Genomic DNA, 20,996 nt, shown 5'->3' with positions numbered 1-20,996 from the left:
CCAAGTTACTTTTTTAGGATTTTAAATGTTTTTATGATTGATTTCTTATCTGTTACAACTAAAAAATAGGAAGCTGGTGATAAATCCTTTGTGTATATGATAGTCTCTTCTTCTGATATTAAATCTGTGGCTAGTGCTTGTCCCAATGAGTTATAAAACAGATAAGCCAAACTTCTCAGTTCGTGACCAGTGACTTTTAGGGTAATGTGATCGGTTGATGGATTAGGATATGCATTTAATTTAATATTCTCATTTGGTTCCTCAGATTTTAGAATAATAGAGATTTGGTAAGGTTGCTGGATGCCTTCTATTAAGGACAAGTTTTCGTTGTAATAATTGTTGTAGACCGTTTGTCCGATAGAATAACTGACAGTTCCTGAGTTGCTTGAGGTTTCGCCTCCAGTCGATAGAATACCTGATTGAGCTAGTGCAACCCCATAAGATATCCAAAATAATATTGGTAATAGGAAGAGCATTTTACTTTTCATATGGCCTTTTGTATGATCCAACTTTTTGAAAGTAATCATGGTTGTTTTTAGCTCAATTATATTCGAAAATATATCTTTTCACAATATCCCATTGATGGACTCACTCTAATGCATCTTGTTGATTGGATTTAGGATGAACATAAAATTTTTGGCCTCACCTCAGGTTTTTTAATAAAAGTCGGTTTTAAAAATATCAATTACTCAGTTAAAAAGACACATTTTTTTGAGGTATTTTAAAATTGATGTTAATCAAATGAGTAGAGTAGTGATCAAATGATCTTGATACCTTCTGGAGTGTCAATAATGGATTGGATTTCGCCATTCGCCAATTTGAAATGCTTGACCTTGACCACTCCCAAAGGAGTTGGAAAGGTGGCCTCTACTCAATCCAGATTATCCAGTTGAGGTTTTGTTTTGAGCGTTTTGCAACCTACTTCCATAACTTTAATACCAAGGACATTATTGGTGAGCCAAGCGGTGACCCCTAATGACCAGCCATGGCAAAGGCTACGGCGGTAGCTTGGGTAGCTGTAATAACCAAGAACCATGGATGTCATTCATGCCTTCAGGTGTAAACTCATCGAGACGGGCTATGTTTTCCAGCCACTCTAATGGTGAAAAATTGTGTTTGGTGACTTATGCTGGTTTGGCTATTGATCATTTTAGCAATATTTCTGTGTTTTTGAAAGAAGTTGATTACCAAAGACAAAAGGGCATTATCTTTTTTAGTGAGAGAATTTAGAGAAAGGAGTCATGTTCCACTTGAAGTCCAAAAAGCACCAATTCCCAATTAATTTCTTTAACTTCGATCATTTAGAATTCGAAGTACATCCTTATGAAGATCATAGAGTGTCCCAGAGATGCCATGCAGGGGCGAGAAGAATTTATTGATACGGCGATCAAAGCGGCCTATATCAACCAACTTTTAGAGGTAGGATTTGATACAGTCGATTTTGGGAGTTTTGTAAATCCCAAAGCGATGCCCCAAATGCGTGATACAGCAGAATTACTGGAGTTATTGGATTTGTTCCATTCCAAGTCGAAATTATTGGCAATAGTGGCTAATAAGAGAGGTGCTGAGGATGCTTTACATTTTGAGGAGATTGATTATTTGGGTTTTCCTTTGTCCATTTCAGAAACTTTCCAGCAAAGAAATACCAATAAAAGTATTGCTGAGGCATTGGAGGTGGTCGAGGATATTCAGAACCTTTGTGAAATAAAGGGTAAAACTGTAGTTACCTATTTGAGTATGGCCTTTGGTAATCCTTATGGGGAAGCTTTCTCAGTGGATATTGTAGCTGAGTTTGTAGAGAAGCTGGATGCTTTGGGAATTAAAATTATCGCTTTGTCAGACACTATTGGCGTAGCGGAGCCCAAATTGATTGAGAAGCTATTTGAAACAAACATTCAAGCTTATCCTGAAATAGAGTTTGGAGCACATTTTCACAGTAGACCTGAAGGCATTGCTGAGAAAATCCACGCAGGCTTGAAGGGAGGGTGCAGGCGATTTGATGGTGCCATCAAAGGATTTGGTGGTTGTCCTATGGCCAAAGATGAACTGGTGGGCAATGTGGCCACTGAAGTGATGATTGAAGTTTTGGAAAAGGAAGGTCATCATCTGAATTTGAATATGGAAGAATTTGGTGAGGCCATGAAATTGGCCAAGTTTGTTTTTGGTTAAGTTTGACAGCAAAACACGGGGAGAGGTATAGGTTTAGTCCTTTTCAATGCAAAAAATCCATAAGTAATGGCTATTTTGAAATAAACAAAAAGGTTGAAATTAGATAAGTCCTGATGTTATCCTTGGTTTTTATCTTGAAACAATTTCTTTCATTTTTTTATGGACTGGATCAAGTCCACTATATTGACGGTTTATTTCATCCAAGTAAACCTCAATAACTGCTTTATCTGTACAAGTAGCTAATATGTTTTCTCAAACTTCATCAGAATTGGATGATTGGTAATCCCGTTTTAATGCCTCTAGGTATTGACCAAATGTAAAGCCCTCCATCATAGTATGATTATGGCCATTATTTTTTTGAATGTAAATTTCAATTAAATTATTTACTACAATAAGTAATTGTTTAGCTGTTCTTTCTATGGTTATTCTTTCTTGTTTTTAGTTTCAGAATTATACCCTTTTACGACCCAGTAAAACATTAAAATCAATAATAATCCAAAAAATATTAGTAGCATATTCAGGAGTGTTAAAGCTTTAAAATGAACCTTTATTTAAAAATTTTGTAAATAAAAACTAATATATTAAAAATTCTCATCACTTCGAGTGATAGGAGCTTAGAACTTCGACATCCCAATATCTAAGTGAGATTAATTTTTCTTTTATCCCATCACATACTTCTTGCCAGGCAAGGACTTGATCAGCCCTTGGAATTCCAGATTAAGTAGGAGGGAAGCCAATTGGGGAATAGGGATTTGACTTTGCCAACTGAGTCGGTCAATTTCTAATTCCTGATTGTCCGAGAGCAGTTTTAGAACAGTTTGTTCATTTTTAGTGAATTGACTGAGGTCAATTTTATTTTTTTTAACAGTGCTTTCCGCTCCATTCCCTGTTTCCCAAGACAAGGATTCCTGAATGTCTTTTGGCCCGGTGTAGATGCTGGCTTTCATATAGCGTATCAAATTATTACAGCCTTCGCTATAAGTGTTTTGGAGGTTCCCGGGCACTGCAAAGACTTCTTTATTATAGCTAAAAGCAATTTCTGCCGTGATCAAAGCACCGCCTTTTTTTGCTGCTTCGACCACAACCAATGCATCGGAGAGTCCAGCGATGATGCGATTTCTGGCGGGGAAATTATTTGGATTGAGAGCTGTGCCCACTTTATATTCTGAAACCAGTCCTCCATTTGGATACATACTGCTCGCTGTGCTTTTGTGAGCTGCTGGATAGATTTTTTCCAAAGAATTGCCCAATATCGCAATGGTCGGCAAATCAAATTCCAAAGCGGCCCGATGTGCAGTGATATCAATGCCATAGGCCAATCCACTAATGATGGTCGGTGAAAAAGGGGCAATACCCTCTACGATTTTTCTAGTGGTGGTCTTGCCATATTCGGAAGCATTACGTGTGCCTACGATGCCGATAGTTCTTGTAGAATTAAGGTTTACATTCCCTTTAGAGAAAAGTAGGACAGGGGCATCGATAAATGACTTTAATCTTTTAGGGTAAGTGGTGTCTTGATAGGTCAGGATTTTGAGGTCATTTTTCAGACAATCTTCCAGTATTTTTTCAGCTTCTTTGAGAAACTGATCTTTTTCTTTTCGAACAGACAATAGCTTTGGGCCAATACCGGGGATTTTGCTTGCTTTGCCATTAGGCATGTTAAAAAACTGCAAGGCAGAACCACAATAACTGATAATGTTTTTGTAAATAAAGGGGCCTAGATTTGGAATTAGACTTAGGGCAATGGCATATAGTAGTTGCTCATCATTCGTTTTTGACATTGAGATTGTTTCTTATTTCGATTAAAAAGTCCTTGATCTGGTTCAGGCGGTTGACCATGCTGGCTTTGTCGGAAATCTCATAATGGTCTTTTTTGATGATTTCCTGAGCTCCTTGCAAGGTATAGCCTTTTTCTTTTACCAAGTGAAAAATCAGACCGATTTTCTCGATGTCTTCCTTGGTAAACCTGCGGTTGCCTTTTTTGTCTTTTTTGGGCTTGATGATGTCAAATTCACCCTCCCAATAGCGGATTAAGGAAGTAGCTACCTTGAATTTATCAGCCACTTCTCCAATGGAATAATATTTTTTTTCTATTTCTCTCTCTTTGTACGGCACCGCTCAAAAATTTATGAATTCAAAATAACGAATTTATACGAAATAAGACAATGGGAAAAGAGGATTTAGTATCCATTATGAAGACAAATGACGCATTACACCAGCCTTTGAGGGGCTAAAGTAATGCGTCATTTTTACTACTTTCTAGTATCTTAAATCTAAAGTCTATTATTACTCTTCCAATAGTTTTTGATAACTGGATGCTATGTTTTCAAAATCAAATTTTGCCAAAGCGGTATCCATTTTTTGTTTGATTTCCTCCAAACAGAGTTGTCCAATGCTTCCCTCATGGCTATGATTCACCGTATGTAATGGAGCAAAATCATCATTTTCAATGGCCAATCCCACTTGCTTATAGGCATCACGGAAAGGAGTGCCTTCTAGTACCAAACGATTAACTTCTTCCACACTGAACAAATGCTTGTAAAACTTATCTTCCAACAAGCCTGATTTAATCTCAATATGCTCCAGCATAAACTGAGTAATTTGTAGGCAATCCTTCAGCTTTTCGAAGTCTGGAAAGGTAGTTTCTTTTAATAATTGCAGATCACGGTGATACCCTGTAGTGGTATTTGTCATTTGCATCATTAGGTTTTGCGGTCCACTTTGGATTTGGTTGGCTTTGGCACGGATCAGTTCAAATACATCTGGATTTTTCTTATGGGGCATAATGCTAGAACCCGTAGTGAGATTATCCGGAAATTTCACAAAACCAAAGTGTTGGTTCATGAAAATAATCGTATCAGCAGCTAGACGATTAAGCGTACCCGCTAACCCTGCCATGGCAAAAGCGATGACCTTTTCTGTTTTTCCACGGTTGTTTTGGGCATTGATGACATTGTAATGCATTTCTTTAAAGCCCAAAAGTTGAGTGGTCATGGTTCTGTTTAGTGGAAAAGAGGAACCATATCCTGCAGCAGAACCCAAAGGGTTTTTATCTGCCAAATTGTAAGCGGCTTGCCATAGTTCCAGATCCTCGGCCAAAGCCTCAGCAAGGGAGCCAAACCAAAGGCCGAATGAGGAAGGCATGGCCAACTGGGTATGGGTATAGCCGGGCATCAGGTCATTTTTATGTTTTTCCGCCAACTTAATCAAAAGATCAAATAGGGATTTAGTGGCTTCTAAAACACTTTGGATCTCAGATCTATAGTATAGCTTAAGGTCCACCGCCACTTGATCATTTCTGGATCGGCCACTGTGTAATTTCTTACCAACATCTCCAAACCTTTCAGTCAACAAGAACTCTACCTGTGAATGCACATCTTCCACACCCGGATCAATCTTAAAAGTACCCGCTTCTATTTCAGCATAGATTTCTCTAAGCCCTTTTTTTAAAGTAGCCAATTCTTCTTCGGTCAGTAGTCCGATACTTTCCAACATGGTGGCATGGGCCAAAGATCCTAACACGTCAAAAGGTGCCAAAACTATATCGAATTCTGGGTCACGTCCAATGGTGAATTGTTCTACTTCCTTGGTACTGGTGGTGTTTTTCTGCCAAAGTTTCATGCTCGTATTTACTTTTCCCTAAATGTAGGGAGGATTAGTTTCTAGTTTTGATCAAAATAATGGTGCAAAATAGCAATATATCTGTCGATTCCCTGATTGATTTCTTCCAAATGGATGAATTCGTCAGGTGTATGAGATCGTGCCGAGTCACCTGGTCCCATTTTGATGGATGGGTAAGAGATCAAAGCCTGATCCGAAAGGGTAGGACTTCCATAGCATTTTAGGTTCATCTTATGGATTACATCCCAGATTTTATGGGCTTTAGGTAAAGCTGAGGAGTTGAGTCGCATGGACCTAGGCTGCAAATCTGCCTTAAGCACTCCTTTTAGTTCATCCAAAGCTTCTTGAAGAGTATAACTGTCCGTAACTCGCACGTCTAGGGTGTAAACACATTTGTCTGGTACGACATTGTGCTGTGAACCCGATTGAATGATGGTAGCAGAAACTTTACTTTCTCCTAAGTAATCAGACACTTTTTGGAAACGGTAATCTTTAATTAGGTTTAAGTCAGGCAATGCTTCATATAGGGCGTTGATTCCCTCATTTCTTGCCGCATGCCCAGCCTTTCCAGTGACGGTAGCATCAATGACCATGAGCCCCTTCTCAGCGACAGCGACGTCCAAGAGGGTAGGTTCTCCTACAATTGCCAAATCAACAGGAGGTAATTCTGGCAAAAGTGCAGCAATACCATTTTTTCCACTTATTTCTTCTTCTGCCGTTGCAGCTAAAATCAAATTGTAGGGAAGCTTTTCTTCATAGAAAAACATGAATGCAGCTATTAAGCTGACCAAGCAACCTCCAGCGTCATTGCTTCCCAAGCCATATAGTTTTCCATCTTCAATGATTGCTTTGTATGGGTCTTTGGTATAACCATTATTGGGTTTTACAGTATCATGATGGGAATTAAGTAATACTGAAGGTAGCTGCGGGTCGAAATGCTTATTGACAGCCCAAATATTATTGAATTGTCTATTGACCTTTACCCCTTTTGAGGCAAGATAACTGGAAAGCAATTGAGCGGTGTTTTCCTCTTCTCGACTCAAAGAAGGCGTTTCAATCAATTGCTGGAGAAGTTCTTTTGCTTCTTCTTTAAGCTTATGCATGAATCAGCAGAATCTGTTTAAAGGTTAAAATTATCAAGGATGAGTAATGGATAGATTACCAACGTTGGGTGTCCGGAACTCAATAAAGGTCGTAGCGATGCTTTTCGATATTGGTGCCTGATTTTTTACCTTTTGCAGCCAGGACCAAATTTTCTGCCTTGCCCAACCATACATTGCTGACTCCTTTATCTAAAGCGCTAAAAGCATTGTCCAATTTAGGAATCATTCCAGAATGGATTACCTTGTCTTTTTTCAATTCATCATAGATGTCTTCATTGATTTTGGTGACGACAGAATCATCATTGTTTTCATCAATGAGCACACCTGCTTTATTAAAACAGAAATAAAGCCTCACGGTGTTCTTTACAGCCATTGAGGTGGCAATTTCAGAGGCAATTGTGTCGGCATTGGTGTTTAGCAGGTTTCCCTTTTTGTCATGGGTAATGGCAGAGACCACGGGAATGATGTCTTTTTCAAGTAAAGTGTCCAAAAGCTCTGTGTCGACTTCTTTGACATCACCTACGAACCCATAGTCAATATCCTTTACCGGTCTTTTGGCAGATCTGATCAAGTTGCCGTCTGCACCAGTAACCCCCAAAGCATTTTGCTCAAGCGCCTGGAGTTTGGCGACGATTTTTTTATTGATAAGGCCTCCATAGACCATAGTGACTACATCCAGTGTTTCTGCATCGGTGATTCTTCTTCCGTCCACCATGTTAGGCTGGATACCCAATCGCTCTCCAAATTTTGAGGCCATGACTCCTCCACCATGGACCAATATTTTCTTTCCTTCTAATCTGGCAAACAGGTACAAAAACTCATCAAGTTTTTGGGGATCGTCAATGACATTTCCTCCTATTTTTACAATACTGATTTTCATTTTATGTGGTTGTTAGTGGTAGAGGTTATTTCAAAATATTACTTAATGCAGCCTGAGCAGCATAAATTCTGTTTTGGGCTTGGTGTTGGACCAGACTTCTTGAGCCATCCAATATTTCGTCCGACAGTTCTACATTTCTTCTTACGGGGAGGCAATGCATGACTTGGGCATTGGGAGCTTTAGAGAGTTTTTGCTCGCTAAGCATCCAAGACTCATCAGTGCAAAGGATTTTACCATATTCGTTAAAGGCACTCCAGTTTTTGACATAAACAAAATCTGCATCGGCCAAAGCTTTATCCTGATTATGTTCAATGGTTGCTCCATGGGTAAATCTTTCGTCTAGTTCATACCCTTCAGGGTGAGTGATGGTTACATCATGGCCACACCCAATGGACCATTCAGCAAAGGAATTGGCCACGGCATGAGGAATAGCTTTGATGTGAGGTGCCCATGTAAGCACTACTTTAGGCCTTTCTTTATTTTTATGCTCATCGATAGTGATCATGTCAGCCAAACTTTGCAATGGGTGTCTGATAGCACTTTCAAGGCTGATGACCGGAAGGCCACTGTGTTTGATAAACTGGTTAAGGATGAAATCCTCGCTATCCTCAGATTTATTGGTTAGTGATGGAAAGGCTCGAAGAGCCAAAACATCAAAATAACTACCCAAGACACCTGCAGCGTCCCGGATATGTTCTACTTTACCTTGGTTCATAATGGCACCATCTTCCATTTCAAGTGCCCATCCTTCTTTGTCCATATTGAGGACAATGGCTTCCATACCTAAGTTGGAGGCAGCAATCTGTGTGCTGACACGTGTCCGAAGACTAGGATTCAAAAATATTAGTCCAATTCTCTTTCCTGCACCTAGAGTCTTATCCATAAAAGGATTTGATTTGTATTCCAATGCTTTTTGGATCAGCTGATCAGCTAGGCTTTTGTTTTCAAATTGGGTGTAGTATTTCATTGGTTAAATGTTTTTTGACTATGAGAAAACCGTTAAGACAAAGCGTCCATTTTTTAGTAAAATGAACGCTTTGGTGAAAATGTTTTATGAAAACGAGGACCAGTTAATGGACCTTATTTGTAGTCAAAACGGCTTTTAATTTCTGTATAAATAAAGTTAAAGCTTTTGTTTCAATATTCAGCGGTGGAAGCAAACGAATTGTGTGTTTTCCACCGGAGCTGCCGGTGAATATTTTGTGTTCATGGATCAATGCAGATCGGACAGGAGCTGCTTCTACAGCTAAGTCAAAACCGATCATCAAACCTTTTCCTCTCACTTCAGTGACCCCTTCAATGGCACTCAGTTCTTTCATTAGTACCTCACCATTTCGGGAAGCAGCCTCAATCAAATTTTCTTCTTCTATTACTTCCAAAACAGCCAAAGCCGCTGCACAGGCTAAATGATTTCCTCCAAATGTGGTGCCAAGAAGCCCGTGTGAAGCTTTGAACTCCGGACTGATCAAGACACCTCCAATAGGAAAACCATTGCCCATTCCTTTGGCTACAGTGATTAGGTCAGGTTTAAGGTCTTCCACCCATTGGTGTGCAAAGAACCTTCCCGTTCTAGCATATCCAGACTGGACTTCATCAAGAATAAGCTTAGCTCCGTATTGTTTGGCCAATTTGGAAAGTCCCAACAGGAATTCTTGATTAGGCACTACAATACCTCCAACCCCCTGAATTCCTTCTACAATGATCCCCGCAATATCACCTTTAGCCAATTGCTTTTCAACTTTGTCAAGCTTATTAAATGGAAGGATATGCACATGGTCATGCTCATTAAATGGAGCGATGATTTTAGGATTATCGGTCAGTGCGACAGCCCCAGCAGTTCTTCCATGAAAGCCTTTGGAAAAGGAAATAAATCCTTTTTTACCAGTTTCAAAAGAGGCTAGTTTTAAGGCGTTTTCGTTTGCTTCAGCACCCGAGTTACAAAGGAAAATGTCGTAATCAGCATAGCCAGATATTTCTCCCAACTTAGTCGCCAATTCCTTTTGGATTGGAATCTGAACAGAGTTGGAGTAAAAGGCTATGTTGTCCAATTGTTCTTTGATTCTTTTGGTATAATGTGGATGGCTATGCCCTATAGAGATTACTGCATGGCCACCGTATAAATCTAAATATTCTGTGCCTTGATCATCCCAGATTTTACTGCCAGCAGCTTTCACTGGGGTAACATTGATCAAAGGATATACGTCAAATGGTTTCATCTTTTAGTGGGTTAAAAAGCTACACTTTTAAGTTTTAAGCCTTCTTTTTCATCCAGCCCAAAAGCCAGGTTGTAGTTTTGCACTGCTTGTCCAGATGCGCCTTTCAATAGGTTGTCGATGGCAGAATATATCACCAATTGATCGGCTTCCTTTTTTAGGTGAACGATGCACTTGTTGGTGCTGACTACTTGTTTCAGGTCAATGTCCCTTTCTGAAACGTGGGTAAAGGCTGCTTTTTTATAAAATTCGTTATAAACTTTATATGCATCTTCCAAAGAACCTTCATATGGAAAGTAAGCAGTAATCCAGATGCCTCTTGAGAAATTACCTCTGTAGGGTACAAACAAAAGGTTTTGATCAAATCCCTCTTGAAGCTGACTAAAAGTCTGTTTGATTTCTTTTAGGTGCTGATGTGAGAAGAGTTTATAAACCGAAACATTTTGGTTTCTCTGACTAAAGTGAGTAGTCTCGCTCAGTTTTTTACCAGCGCCAGTACTTCCCGTTATCCCTGAGATATGGATGTCTTTTTTGGCCAATCCAGCAGCTATAGCGGGAGCCAAAGCCAATTGGATGCCGGTAGCAAAACAGCCAGGGTTGGCAATTCGTTTGGCCCCTTTTGTTTTGTTCGCATTGACCTCTGGAAGACCATAAAGGAAACCGTTTGATTCGTTTCTAAAGTCGGTACTCAGGTCAATGATAACCGTATTATCATCGAATTTATTTTCATCCAGAAAGCTTTTGGCCTGACCATGTGGCAAACCCAAAAACACTGCGTCAAGTCCTTCTGTCTTTACTTCATCTGTAAAGACCAAATCGGAATCCCCTATCAGATCAGGGTGTACTTCATCTATTTTTTTACCTTTTTGACTGTTGCTATGGATATAGACCAACTCACAATTGGGGTGGTTGATCAGGATGCGCAATAATTCACCTCCCGTATATCCAGCAGCGCCAATAATGGCTGTTTTGATTTTAGTCATTTTCTAAGGTTTGATTCACTTTATGGAAAATAGCCGTTTGGTTACCAAGGATTTTTGTAAACCCTTTGACATCCTCTGCGGTATAGCCTTTGTTCATTTCACCATAGCTACCAAATTTAGATGACATCAGGTCATGTGCTGACTCGATGCCGATTAATTGGAATTGGTAAGGTTTTAGGATTACCTTCACTTCTCCAGTAACAAAGGTCTGCGTGTCCTGAAGGAAAGATTCTAAGTTTCTCATGACGGGATCCAAATAATGCCCTTCATGAAGATGGTTTCCGTAGAATTCAGACAATTGGTTTTTCCAGAAGGTTTGCCACTTTGTTAATGTGTGTTTTTCCAATAGTTGATGCGCTTTGATAATTATCAATGGGGCAGCAGCCTCAAAACCTACACGTCCTTTAATACCAATAATGGTATCTCCTACGTGAATGTCTCTTCCGATAGCGTATGGATCAGCCAATTCCTGTACCTTTAAAATTGCTTCCACAGAATTATCATGTTTTTTCCCATTGACACCTTTTAGTTCTCCAGATTCAAATTGGAGTGTAATGGTTTCAGGCTCGGTTCTGGTCAACTGAGTAGGGTAGGCTTCCTCAGGTAGAGTACCACCGGAAGTCAATGTTTCTTTGCCGCCAACAGAAGTTCCCCAGATTCCTTTATTAATGGAATATGCCGCTTTTTCGAAGTTCATTTCTACCCCATGTTTTTTGAGGTATTCGATTTCAGCTTCACGGCTTAACTTCAAGTCCCGAATAGGAGTGATAATTTCTGCCTCAGGCAAGATAGTTTGGAAGATCATGTCAAAGCGTACTTGATCATTTCCAGCTCCTGTGCTTCCATGAGCTACTGATTTTGCTCCGATTTTTTTAGCATATTCAGCTAGGGCTTTGGCTTGCAAAATTCTTTCCGCACTAACAGAAAGAGGATAGGTTTGGTTTTTCAACACATTACCGAAAACCAAATATTTGATTACTTCCTGATAATAAGTTTGGGTAACATCCAAAACTTCAAAAGAGGCAATCCCTAATTTGCCAGCCCTTTCCTCGGTAGCTTTTAACTCTTCTTCACTAAATCCTCCAGTATTAACCAATACGGCATGAACTTCATAGCCTTTTTCTTTGGACAGGTGGATAGCGCAAAAAGTGGTGTCCAAACCACCGCTGTATGCTAAAACAACTTTTTTCATTTTATATTAATTCTAATGTTTTATTCGTCTTTTTTTTTACACTCGTAAATACGGCACGTTTCATTCGTACCAATCGTTCGAACAGATTAAGGTTTTTACCAAAGTCTTTTTTAAGGGCGACCTCTTTTTTCTTTTGGTCTTTTGGAACATAGAGCATGGCCGTGCAAAGACAGTTTTGACGGTTTTTGCTCTTTAAAATTTCATAATTAACGCAGCTTTGACAGCCTTTCCAGAAGTCCTCATCGTCTGTTAAGTCAGAATAACTCACCGGTACATAGCCTAATTCTGAGTTGATTTTCATGACAGCAGCTCCAGTGGTAAGGCCAAAAATCTTGGCATTAGGGTATTTGGAACGGCTTAGTTTGAAGACTGCTTTTTTAATTTCACGGGCAAGACCTGATTTTCTGAAATTAGGAGAGACTATCAGGCCTGAGTTGGCCACAAACTTACCATGACTCCACGCTTCAATGTAGCAGAAACCTGCCCATTCTCCCTCTTTGGAAAGGGCGATAACGGCTTTCCCTTCCATCATCTTTTGGGTGATATAGTCAGGGGAACGTTTTGCGATACCTGTGCCACGTGCTTGAGCAGATAATGCCATCTCATCCACGATGGTCTGAGCGTATTTACAGTGCTGCACTCCCGCAGGCTGTATGATGAATTGACTTTTTGCCATTTTTGGTATTTATCGAGAAGTCATAAGTGGCTATAATCCCGATATTGTCTTGCCAACTGTTTGACTCCAGAATGTTCAAAGAAATAATTATGCTTGGGGTAGTAAGACCTCCGCGTAGGAAGTCCATTATAATAGTAGGGACTAGGCCCTAAAAAGATTCCTGAAGTTTTTCCTAGGAGAAAAAAGTGGCATAGCAATGCTGTTAATGGAAAGAATGTCCATCATGTTATTGTGCGCTGCTATGTTGATTAAATTGCTCATTTTTCTAATGCGGTACAAATGTTCAAATTAAAGATTAAATATACAAAACATTTTTAGATAAATTTTATCAAACAGGACTTCTGTCTACAGTTTAGCCTGAATACCGCAATGATCAAATAATTATATTTTGAAGCTTTATAATAAGGCACAGTTAATCCTTTGGTGTTAGAGTCTAAACAGAAATTTTTTTAAATCATTAGTTCATGTAATGGAGGTAGGCCGAAATTTTATTACAATCTTGGATTAACTGTAGATAGAAGTTTATCAACTTTAAATTTTCATTAAGGTTACGACAATTGAGATTATAGCCGAAATAGTAAAAAGAGTAGTTTAATTTAAAATATTGAAAATTAAAGGATTGAAGTTTCCTTTATCAAATTGTTTTGACTAAATTTGTCAAAATAAAAAATGTCAAATGAGAACATTAGCAACAATTTTGATGGAAAGCAGGGAAAGGTTAGGACTAACCTTGAAGGAAGCTGTAAGCGTAACAAAAATAGATTCAGGATTGCTAAGTAAGTTCGAGCGGGGCAAAAGGTTACCATCCGAAAGAAACCTGTTGAGCTTGGCTGAAGCTTATAGATTGTCATTTGCCGATTTGAAAAAGGTTTGGTTGGCAGAGAAGGTGTTGAGTTTGGTTCAGTATGAAGTTGATTCAGCAGAAATATTAGCTTTGGCTGAAAGCAGGGTTGAATACCTTGCAGGCAGGCAATCACTCACACTTCAGGAGATTCCTGCAGAGATTTCATCCAAACTAGAGACGATAGATTTCTTAAAAGCAAAATGGCAGAATAGAAGGCCTTTGGGCGAAATTCAGCTTCAAAAAATGAAAGAGTATTTTAATGTGGCCTATACCTTTGAGAGTAATAGGATCGAAGGAAATACCTTGACATTGCAAGAAACCCATTTGGTAGTTAATGAGGGGATTACTGTTGGTGGTAAATCTATGAGAGAACATTTGGAGGCAATTAACCATGCGGAAGCTGTTGAATACTTAGAGAAAATGGCATCTGATAAGGCGGAGTTTTATAAAAGGAGTCTTTTAGATCTGCATTATTTGGTTTTAAAGGGGATAGATAAAGAAAATGCTGGCAAATATCGTTCTGTTCCTGTGAGGATTAGTGGTAATCAGCATGTTCCGCCTCAACCTTATTTGATAGATAAAATGATGGAGGACTATTTCCTGCATTACCAAAAGCAAAGGAATGTATTGCATCCAGTGCTTTTGGCTGCGGAACTTCATGAGCGTTTGGTGAGTATTCACCCTTTTGTAGATGGAAATGGAAGAACCAGCCGATTGATTATGAATTTGATCTTGGTCAGTAATGGGTACACCATTGCCAATTTAAAAGGAGATAATGCATCTAGGCTTGCTTATTATCGCGCTTTGGAAGCAGTGCAAGTGAACAATGATCCAGTTCCATTTTATCATTTGGTAACAGATGCTGTTTTGGAGTCTCTGGAGCAGCATTTGGAGATGGTTTAGTCAGGATAAAGGTAGTTTATTATTTGGCCACCTTTATCCTTTATAGGATGGTTAATCGTTTTTTTACAAGAGATACATGAGAATAAAAAGAATAGCCAACAGAATAGCGGCCCATTGAAAGAGTGGGCTACGCTTTGGGAACTCATATTTGCAAATGGGACATTCTTTTGCTTTAGCATCTACCTCCATGGCACAGGAGGGACATTCTCTAGTTTTCATATATTTTTTGAACTCAAATGCTTCAAAATTGATTTACCCTTAAGATAATCAAAATTAACTATGAAAATAGAAATCTGGTCGGACATCATGTGTCCATTTTGTTACATCGGAAAAAGAAGGTTAGAAGCAGCATTAGAGGAATTTCCTCATAAAGATAAAGTACAGGTGGAGTGGAAGAGTTTTTTATTAAACCCCGAAATGAAAACAGAACCTGACAAAAGCATTGCCCAGTATTTGGCGGAAACCAAAGGTTGGACTGTGGATCAGGCAGAAGAGGCGGGAGAGCAGGTAGCGGCCATGGCCAAAGAAGAAGGATTGGATTATGATTTCAGTAAAGTGGTTGTGGCCAATGCCCGTAAGGCACATCGTCTTTTGCAGTTTGCCAAGATCAATGGAAAGGGTGATGCTTTGAAAGAAAGGCTGTTTCATGCCTATTTTTCAGAAGGTGCCAATATGGATGATCAACCTACCTTGATAAAGTTGGCTCAAGAGGTTGGGTTGGAAGCGGAAAAAGCTGAGGCAGCCATACAGTCCGCGGATTATGATGCAGCTGTTAACCATGATATCTATGAATCCCAGCAATTAGGGGTGAGAGGTGTTCCTTTCTTTGTGCTGGACCAGAAGTATGGTGTTTCCGGAGCACAGCCAAAAGAAACTTTTAGCCAGGCATTGGATACTGCTTGGAAAGCTTATGAAGCGGAGAGAGCTCCCTTAAAATCTGTAGAAGGAACAGAAACAGGCAGTGCCTGTGATATTGAAGGAAATTGTGATTAATGTAAATTTTGTGATTTAGTGTTAAATATTAGAAAGGTGAGACTGAAGTTTCACCTTTCTTTTTTTACTGATTTATCAATTAAAAATATTTTAATAATCTATTAGAACTTTTACGTTTGAATGCAGCAAAAAATTTAGTTGGAAAATAGAGTAGCATTGTAAGGATGATTGTTCCCAGCCATACTTGATAGAGTGATGAAAAACCAAAATATTCTCCTTGATTGGTCCCCATAACATTCAGTCCGATCTGGTACAATATAAGCAAAAAATAAAGGTGAAGGATATATACAAACATAGGGGCAGCACCGAATGTTTTCAAAATGTTCATCCACTCGGCCGAATACTTCTCAAAAAGAACCAGAAGTAAAAAGCCAATACCCAAAGTCAACAGTAAAAAGTCTAATGAAGGTGGATATTTGGTGAAATTGATAAAGTCCATAATAGTTTTGACAAAAGTGTCTTGAAGAGCCCAAGGAAGCTCTTCTCCATAAATATTAAAGCTTCGAAGAACTATTAGTATAATGAAAGAAGTACACGCCAAAGCAATCAATGTTTTTATTCTTCTGGCTGAGGTGAATTTATGATGAAAAATAGGCCCTATTGAATAACCTAACAAAATTACACCTATCCAAGGTAGGACTGGGTATGATACTTTTATTTTAATTAAACCTTCCGTTAAAAGAAAGCCACGGTCATGCAAAATGGTCCAAATTGGATAGAGCCATTCATCATTTTGGAAGGATATAGGACTCAATGCGTTGTGCCCAAATACTATGATAAAACCAATTATAGCGATGACTGTTTGTGGTAGTTTGGATAAGAAAGACAAACAGATCATGCTTAATCCAATCGCCCAAATTACCTGAAGATAAATGGTTTGGTAGTTTCCGAACCAAGACAAATTTACTAAGGAAACTTCAAGTAATAGTAGAAACAAGCCGCGTTTAAATAAAAATGAACTGGGAGAGCGTTCGCCTCCATTTGCAGGACGGGCATAAAGCCAAGCGGACAATCCTGTCAAAAAAAGAATGTAGGTGCACATAAATGTGCACAAAGCCTTGTGAAAAAGAGTGTAGGTGGTATCGCTTCAATGTCCATGGGATCTGAGACCTGCATATGATAGAAAAAGCGTTCCCTGACATGGTCGAGAATCATAAATATGATGACAAGGCCCCGCAAAATATCAATGGAGTCAATTCGATTTGATCTTAAGGATTTTCCCAATTTAATTACTATTTAAGATTTAGATAGTGATTCCGGTTGGGTTATAATGGGTCGGATAGGATTGGGAAAGCAAAGTTATACAAAAAATAATTTATGCAATAATGTTGCATAAAATTAATTATAGATACAAGGTCTATTTTGTATAACTTTGCTTCAAATCAATCCCTTATACTTTGGCGACTAAAGTTCTCTTCATTACCCCTCCATTCACCCAGTTGAATACTCCTTATCCGGCTACGGCTTATCTGAAAGGTTATCTCAATACCCTAAATATTAAATCCAATCAGGCAGATTTGGGTTTGGAAGTGATTTTAAAATTGTTTTCCAGAAAAGGGTTGGCTCAAGTGTTTGAATCGGCAGAGGAACAAGGGCTGGAATATTCTGACAATGTTCACCGGATATTGAGAATGAAGCCTGCTTATTTACAGACCATCGATACGGTGGTAGACTTTTTACAGGATAAGAATCCAACCTTGGCGTACCATATTTCTGAAGGGAATTTCTTGCCCCAGGCAGGTAGATTTGAGCAGCTGGGCGATGTGGAATGGGCTTTTGGAACCATGGGGCTTCGTGACAAGGCCCGCTACTTGGCCACCTTATATTTAGAAGATTTGGGTGATTTGATTACAGAAGCCATTGATCCGCATTTTGGATTCAGTAGATATGCGGAAAGTTTAGGGATGTCTGCAGGCAGCTTTGATGAAATGGAGGCGGCATTACAGGAGCCATTGAGTCTGATTGATGCTATGTTGCTGGAATTGTTGGAGGAAAAAATGAAAGCATACCAGCCTGAATCGGTGGCTTTCTCAGTTCCTTTTCCAGGGAATCTTTATGGGGCATTAAAGTGCGGGCAATATTTAAAGAAAAAGCATCCTAGTATTAAGGTATGGATGGGTGGAGGCTATCCCAATACGGAGCTCAGGAGTCTGAAAGATGCTCGGGTCTTTGATTATGTGGATTATATCACCTTGGATGATGGAGAAAGTCCTGTGCGTTTATTATTGGAGTATTTGGGCGGTCAGCGGCCTTTGGAGGAGTTGAAACGGACCTTTATCCGTGTGGAAGGAGAAGTGAAAATGATCAATAATGGCGCAGTTAAGGATGTTTCTCAAAGAGAGGTGGGAACACCCGATTACAGTGATTTGCCGCTTGCTGAATATCTTTCGGTGATTGAGGTAGCCAATCCCATGCACCGTTTATGGAGCGATGGTAGGTGGAATAAATTGACCCTTGCCCATGGTTGCTATTGGGGGAAGTGTACTTTTTGTGATATATCATTGGACTATATTGGGCGATATGAACCTATTACTGCTGCTATCCTTTGTGACAGGATAGAGGAAATTATGGCCCAGACGGGAACCAATGGTTTTCACTTTGTGGATGAGGCGGCACCACCGGCATTGATGCGGGATTTGGCCTTAGAGATTTTGAGGAGAGGCTTGGTGGTGGTTTGGTGGACCAATATCCGTTTTGAAAGTAATTTTACAGCTGATCTTTGTAGGTTGCTAAGGACTTCCGGATGCATTGCCATTTCAGGGGGACTAGAAGTGGCTTCTGATCGTTTGCTTGGCTTGATCAAAAAAGGAGTAACCGTAGCCCAAGTGGCTCAGGTCACCCGTCATCTTACGCAAGCTGGCATTATGGTGCATGCCTATTTAATGTATGGTTATCCCACGCAAACAGCTCAGGAGACCATGGATTCCCTGGAAATGGTACGTCAGCTTTTCGAGGAAGGTGTTTTGCAGTCTGGGTTTTGGCACAGATTCGCCATGACTGCCCATAGTCCAGTTGGTTTGGATCCTCAGGCCTTTGGTGTGCAAAGAACTGATTTGGAGCTGGCGCCATTTGCCAATAATGAGGTAGGTTATGAAGATCCGGTAGGAGTGGATCATGCTTTATTCTCAGAAGGTCTCCGTAAGTCACTTTTCAACTATATGCATGGAGTGGGCTTTGATATTCCTTTGAAAGAATGGTTTGATTTTAGGGTTCCAGTGACCACAATTCCCAAAAATTATATCCAAAGGCAAATTGTAGAGGAGCCAGCATTAATCTATAAAAAGCATCAAAGGATCATTTGGATAGGAGAGCAACCGGACATTCAGGATTCCGAGGAGCCCGGCTTTGTGGAATTGGTCTTTTCTGGCAAGAAGGAAGATTTTGCCATGGAGTTGCCAGAAGAATTTGCTGAATGGGTGGCCAGCCTATTAGCCAACGTATCCTATGATCAACCTTTGAGCATGCTTAAGGAAATTTGGGAAGATTATGAAGCCAATGTCGGTGATTTTGAAGAATTGGTGGAATCTGAAGTTTGGGAGATTTTGAGGGAGCAAGGTTTATTGGTTTTTTAGTAACCACTGAGATTACAAGGAACATCAGAGGAAGTTTGACTATTTGGAATTTTAAATTCCGAGTCATTATTAATGGAGGATTTTAAATCATCTATAGTAGAATTGCCTAATGAGTTGAATTGATTAATTCAACCCCTTTCAGTATATATTGGTCTTGTAGGAAGTTGGAAGTGGTTTCTTCTACATAATAATCAATTTTTAAGCCCTTTCTTTGTGCTCCGGCTCCATCTGGATAAAACGCTCCCAAACTCGTGAAATTGATTTCGGATTTATCTGGTAGGGTAAATGAAGCTATGTTCATTTGGGCTCCAGCGGTATTTTCTCCTACAGTTATACAGTTTGGCGAGGCTTGTATGGCCATACCAATATATTCAGCTTGACTCATTGTAGTTTTGTTGACCAGTAATATAACCTTTCCTTTATAATACTTTGGGTTTTTGCTACCTGCTTTAAAGGGGTTTTTTATGATTTTTAGCGGTGCTTTGTCGTAATGTGCTAACGAAGGTCTGTTGGGAATTGGAGAAATAGTCTTGATGAATTTTTTCTTTTCAGGATAAAGATACTTTGCAAGAGCAGCGATTTGGATGTTTTTTGGATAGTTTCTTAAATCAATAATTATCCCCTTCGTGCCAGAAAAATCTTGAAAGGCTGTTTTTAAATTATCATTTGTAACAGATTTAAGATTCAAATAACCCATGTTATCTTCTATGATTTTCCATTTTTCGGTAGGGGTGGAAGATTTGAGAGAAGTGTAGTTATTCGCTTTACTGGGATTGGTTAGATTAAGTGACTTTTTTATGATTTGATTATCTCGTTTAATGGTCAATTCCATGTTTTCTTGACTACTAACAAGTATCCAGTTGGCCCATTTTTTTAAGTAGGTATTATTCGAGGATGAAAGCAATGACTTTACTTTATCATTCAGGTTAGCTTGAATACTTTTTCCGTCCACTTCAAAAATTAAATCCCCCAGCTTTATATCGTATTCCTCTTCTAGAGTTTTTGTTACGAATGAGACGACTAAGGTGTCATTAATCATATTTACTCCAATTGGAAGTTTGTAGGCCATTAAAGAATCACTCAATTCTTGGCTGTAATAGAAAGAATGTGAATCATTTAAATGTACAAAAAGATTTGATTTAGCTTTTTCATAGTCAAACTTTGATTTACATTCTGAAAATCCCAAGATAAATTCATCTAGCATGTCTAGCCAGTTTTCCTCCATAAGGTATTTATTGACATAATGATATTGGATCACATTCCAGAAGCTAAAAAGCGTCAATAGCCTATGGCTTTTAAGGGTGTAGTCAAAACCATCAAAACCTTTTTCATTACCAAAGGTTGGAATTGATGTAAAAGTATGGTGAGTTATATAATGGCTTTTGATATTGGTATTGTCCCTTAGTTTGGACAATATGGAGTGCAGATCAGGTAAGGGTTCGTACTTTTCGATCCAGTCATAATCATAGTTTTCAGTAAAAAATCCTTCAAGGTCTGTTGAGGTTTTAATTTTTCCGGGGTCTACACTGTTTACAAAATCAAGTAAAAATATATTCAGCTCTGCTTGGCTTTTAACGTCTTCTAATTCGTTGATTTTGTATACAAATACTTTGTCCCAGTCGTATTTTCCTTTACTCACATGGGGATGGTGATATTTCATCAGTCCCCAGACCAGTCCAAACTGCTTTACTTTTTCGGTTCCGCTAAGTGACTCTATGGTTAGGGAGCTTGCATCGAAAATAAAACAAAGTGTAAGAATAACGGCCATCAAATAACTTTTTGAATTCATAAGAATGCTTAAAAATGAATGGTGCATAAAATGTAGCTGCAGTTTCTAAAAAATGACT

General features: G+C 39.2%; 17 protein-coding genes and 1 pseudogene. 5 read left to right on the top strand and 13 right to left on the bottom strand.

Annotated elements, in window-relative coordinates:
* Window positions 1-5 precede the first annotated feature (5 nt).
* Window positions 6-527 (bottom strand): T9SS type A sorting domain-containing protein, encoded by a 522-nt coding sequence (locus IFO69_RS19650; protein WP_192011850.1) that lies wholly within the window; start codon window positions 525-527, stop codon window positions 6-8.
* A gap of 448 nt (window positions 528-975) precedes the next feature.
* On the opposite strand from IFO69_RS19650, the gene IFO69_RS19645 reads away from it, so the two are divergent.
* Window positions 976-1,230 carry a hypothetical protein gene (locus IFO69_RS19645; RefSeq protein ID WP_192011849.1) on the top strand — a complete coding sequence of 85 codons (255 nt, stop codon included), beginning with the start codon at window positions 976-978 and terminating at the stop codon, window positions 1,228-1,230.
* A 93-nt stretch (window positions 1,231-1,323) separates the two neighbouring features.
* Entirely contained in the window at window positions 1,324-2,169 is an 846-nt protein-coding gene (locus IFO69_RS19640; RefSeq protein WP_192011848.1) for a hydroxymethylglutaryl-CoA lyase, read from the top strand.
* Between the two features lie 659 nt (window positions 2,170-2,828).
* Here IFO69_RS19640 and dprA read toward each other — a convergent pair.
* The 10 genes from dprA to IFO69_RS19590 form a co-directional block, all read right to left on the bottom strand.
* Complete coding sequence (gene dprA, locus IFO69_RS19635) at window positions 2,829-3,950, bottom strand: DNA-processing protein DprA (protein ID WP_192011847.1); 1,122 nt, start codon at window positions 3,948-3,950, stop codon at window positions 2,829-2,831.
* The gene (locus tag IFO69_RS19630; RefSeq protein ID WP_192011846.1) at window positions 3,934-4,284 is read right to left on the bottom strand and encodes a MerR family transcriptional regulator; all 351 of its coding nucleotides are present in this window, start codon (window positions 4,282-4,284) and stop codon (window positions 3,934-3,936) included. Before IFO69_RS19630 ends, dprA begins: the two co-directional genes overlap by 17 nt.
* 171 nt (window positions 4,285-4,455) lie before the next feature.
* Window positions 4,456-5,790 carry an argininosuccinate lyase gene (gene argH, locus IFO69_RS19625; protein ID WP_192011845.1) on the bottom strand — a complete coding sequence of 445 codons (1,335 nt, stop codon included), beginning with the start codon at window positions 5,788-5,790 and terminating at the stop codon, window positions 4,456-4,458.
* A 41-nt stretch (window positions 5,791-5,831) separates the two neighbouring features.
* Complete coding sequence (locus IFO69_RS19620) at window positions 5,832-6,893, bottom strand: M20 family metallo-hydrolase (RefSeq protein ID WP_192011844.1); 1,062 nt, start codon at window positions 6,891-6,893, stop codon at window positions 5,832-5,834.
* A gap of 79 nt (window positions 6,894-6,972) precedes the next feature.
* Window positions 6,973-7,773, bottom strand: a complete 801-nt coding sequence (gene argB, locus IFO69_RS19615) for an acetylglutamate kinase (protein ID WP_192011843.1) — start codon at window positions 7,771-7,773, stop codon at window positions 6,973-6,975.
* 25 nt (window positions 7,774-7,798) lie between these two features.
* The gene (locus IFO69_RS19610; RefSeq protein WP_192011842.1) at window positions 7,799-8,740 is read right to left on the bottom strand and encodes an N-acetylornithine carbamoyltransferase; all 942 of its coding nucleotides are present in this window, start codon (window positions 8,738-8,740) and stop codon (window positions 7,799-7,801) included.
* 103 nt (window positions 8,741-8,843) lie between these two features.
* Complete coding sequence (locus tag IFO69_RS19605; protein WP_192011841.1) at window positions 8,844-9,989, bottom strand: aspartate aminotransferase family protein; 1,146 nt, start codon at window positions 9,987-9,989, stop codon at window positions 8,844-8,846.
* A gap of 11 nt (window positions 9,990-10,000) precedes the next feature.
* Window positions 10,001-10,969 carry an N-acetyl-gamma-glutamyl-phosphate reductase gene (gene argC, locus IFO69_RS19600; RefSeq protein WP_192011840.1) on the bottom strand — a complete coding sequence of 323 codons (969 nt, stop codon included), beginning with the start codon at window positions 10,967-10,969 and terminating at the stop codon, window positions 10,001-10,003.
* The gene (locus IFO69_RS19595) at window positions 10,962-12,161 is read right to left on the bottom strand and encodes an argininosuccinate synthase (RefSeq protein ID WP_192011839.1); all 1,200 of its coding nucleotides are present in this window, start codon (window positions 12,159-12,161) and stop codon (window positions 10,962-10,964) included. Before IFO69_RS19595 ends, argC begins: the two co-directional genes overlap by 8 nt.
* A gap of 1 nt (window position 12,162) precedes the next feature.
* The gene (locus IFO69_RS19590; protein ID WP_192011838.1) at window positions 12,163-12,837 is read right to left on the bottom strand and encodes a GNAT family N-acetyltransferase; all 675 of its coding nucleotides are present in this window, start codon (window positions 12,835-12,837) and stop codon (window positions 12,163-12,165) included.
* 676 nt (window positions 12,838-13,513) lie between these two features.
* Here IFO69_RS19590 and IFO69_RS19585 point away from each other — a divergent pair.
* Window positions 13,514-14,584 carry a Fic family protein gene (locus IFO69_RS19585; protein ID WP_192011837.1) on the top strand — a complete coding sequence of 357 codons (1,071 nt, stop codon included), beginning with the start codon at window positions 13,514-13,516 and terminating at the stop codon, window positions 14,582-14,584.
* A gap of 279 nt (window positions 14,585-14,863) precedes the next feature.
* Window positions 14,864-15,577: a DsbA family oxidoreductase gene (locus IFO69_RS19580; RefSeq protein ID WP_192011836.1), complete on the top strand. Its 714-nt coding sequence runs from the start codon at window positions 14,864-14,866 to the stop codon at window positions 15,575-15,577.
* A gap of 79 nt (window positions 15,578-15,656) precedes the next feature.
* Here IFO69_RS19580 and IFO69_RS19575 read toward each other — a convergent pair.
* A pseudogene (locus tag IFO69_RS19575) lies at window positions 15,657-16,637 on the bottom strand (DUF1624 domain-containing protein); the annotation flags it as partial.
* A gap of 337 nt (window positions 16,638-16,974) precedes the next feature.
* Here IFO69_RS19575 and IFO69_RS19570 point away from each other — a divergent pair.
* Complete coding sequence (locus tag IFO69_RS19570) at window positions 16,975-19,149, top strand: B12-binding domain-containing radical SAM protein (protein ID WP_192011835.1); 2,175 nt, start codon at window positions 16,975-16,977, stop codon at window positions 19,147-19,149.
* Between the two features lie 106 nt (window positions 19,150-19,255).
* On the opposite strand, the gene IFO69_RS19565 is transcribed toward IFO69_RS19570, so the two are convergent.
* Complete coding sequence (locus IFO69_RS19565) at window positions 19,256-20,938, bottom strand: S41 family peptidase (protein ID WP_192011834.1); 1,683 nt, start codon at window positions 20,936-20,938, stop codon at window positions 19,256-19,258.
* Window positions 20,939-20,996 lie beyond the last annotated feature (58 nt).

The organism is Echinicola arenosa (assembly GCF_014841125.1).
In the GTDB taxonomy this organism is placed as follows: Bacteria; Bacteroidota; Bacteroidia; order Cytophagales; family Cyclobacteriaceae; genus Echinicola; species Echinicola arenosa.
The sequence above is the reverse complement of the archived record's forward strand: the minus strand, read 5'-3'. Positions and strand labels throughout refer to the sequence as shown.

Bases quoted from the DNA above. Each gene is read 5' to 3' on its own strand.
- IFO69_RS19620 (WP_192011844.1), bottom strand. From the start codon at position 6,893: ATGCATAAGCTTAAAGAAGAAGCAAAAGAACTTCTCCAGCAATTGATT.
- IFO69_RS19605 (WP_192011841.1), bottom strand. From the start codon at position 9,989: ATGAAACCATTTGACGTATATCCTTTGATCAATGTTACCCCAGTGAAA.
- dprA (WP_192011847.1), bottom strand. From the start codon at position 3,950: ATGTCAAAAACGAATGATGAGCAACTACTATATGCCATTGCCCTAAGT.
- IFO69_RS19610 (WP_192011842.1), bottom strand. From the start codon at position 8,740: ATGAAATACTACACCCAATTTGAAAACAAAAGCCTAGCTGATCAGCTG.
- IFO69_RS19580 (WP_192011836.1), top strand. From the start codon at position 14,864: ATGAAAATAGAAATCTGGTCGGACATCATGTGTCCATTTTGTTACATC.
- IFO69_RS19565 (WP_192011834.1), bottom strand. From the start codon at position 20,938: ATGAATTCAAAAAGTTATTTGATGGCCGTTATTCTTACACTTTGTTTT.
- argH (WP_192011845.1), bottom strand. From the start codon at position 5,790: ATGAAACTTTGGCAGAAAAACACCACCAGTACCAAGGAAGTAGAACAA.
- argB (WP_192011843.1), bottom strand. From the start codon at position 7,773: ATGAAAATCAGTATTGTAAAAATAGGAGGAAATGTCATTGACGATCCC.
- IFO69_RS19645 (WP_192011849.1), top strand. From the start codon at position 976: ATGACCAGCCATGGCAAAGGCTACGGCGGTAGCTTGGGTAGCTGTAAT.
- IFO69_RS19595 (WP_192011839.1), bottom strand. From the start codon at position 12,161: ATGAAAAAAGTTGTTTTAGCATACAGCGGTGGTTTGGACACCACTTTT.
- IFO69_RS19585 (WP_192011837.1), top strand. From the start codon at position 13,514: ATGAGAACATTAGCAACAATTTTGATGGAAAGCAGGGAAAGGTTAGGA.
- argC (WP_192011840.1), bottom strand. From the start codon at position 10,969: ATGACTAAAATCAAAACAGCCATTATTGGCGCTGCTGGATATACGGGA.
- IFO69_RS19640 (WP_192011848.1), top strand. From the start codon at position 1,324: ATGAAGATCATAGAGTGTCCCAGAGATGCCATGCAGGGGCGAGAAGAA.
- IFO69_RS19650 (WP_192011850.1), bottom strand. From the start codon at position 527: ATGATTACTTTCAAAAAGTTGGATCATACAAAAGGCCATATGAAAAGT.
- IFO69_RS19590 (WP_192011838.1), bottom strand. From the start codon at position 12,837: ATGGCAAAAAGTCAATTCATCATACAGCCTGCGGGAGTGCAGCACTGT.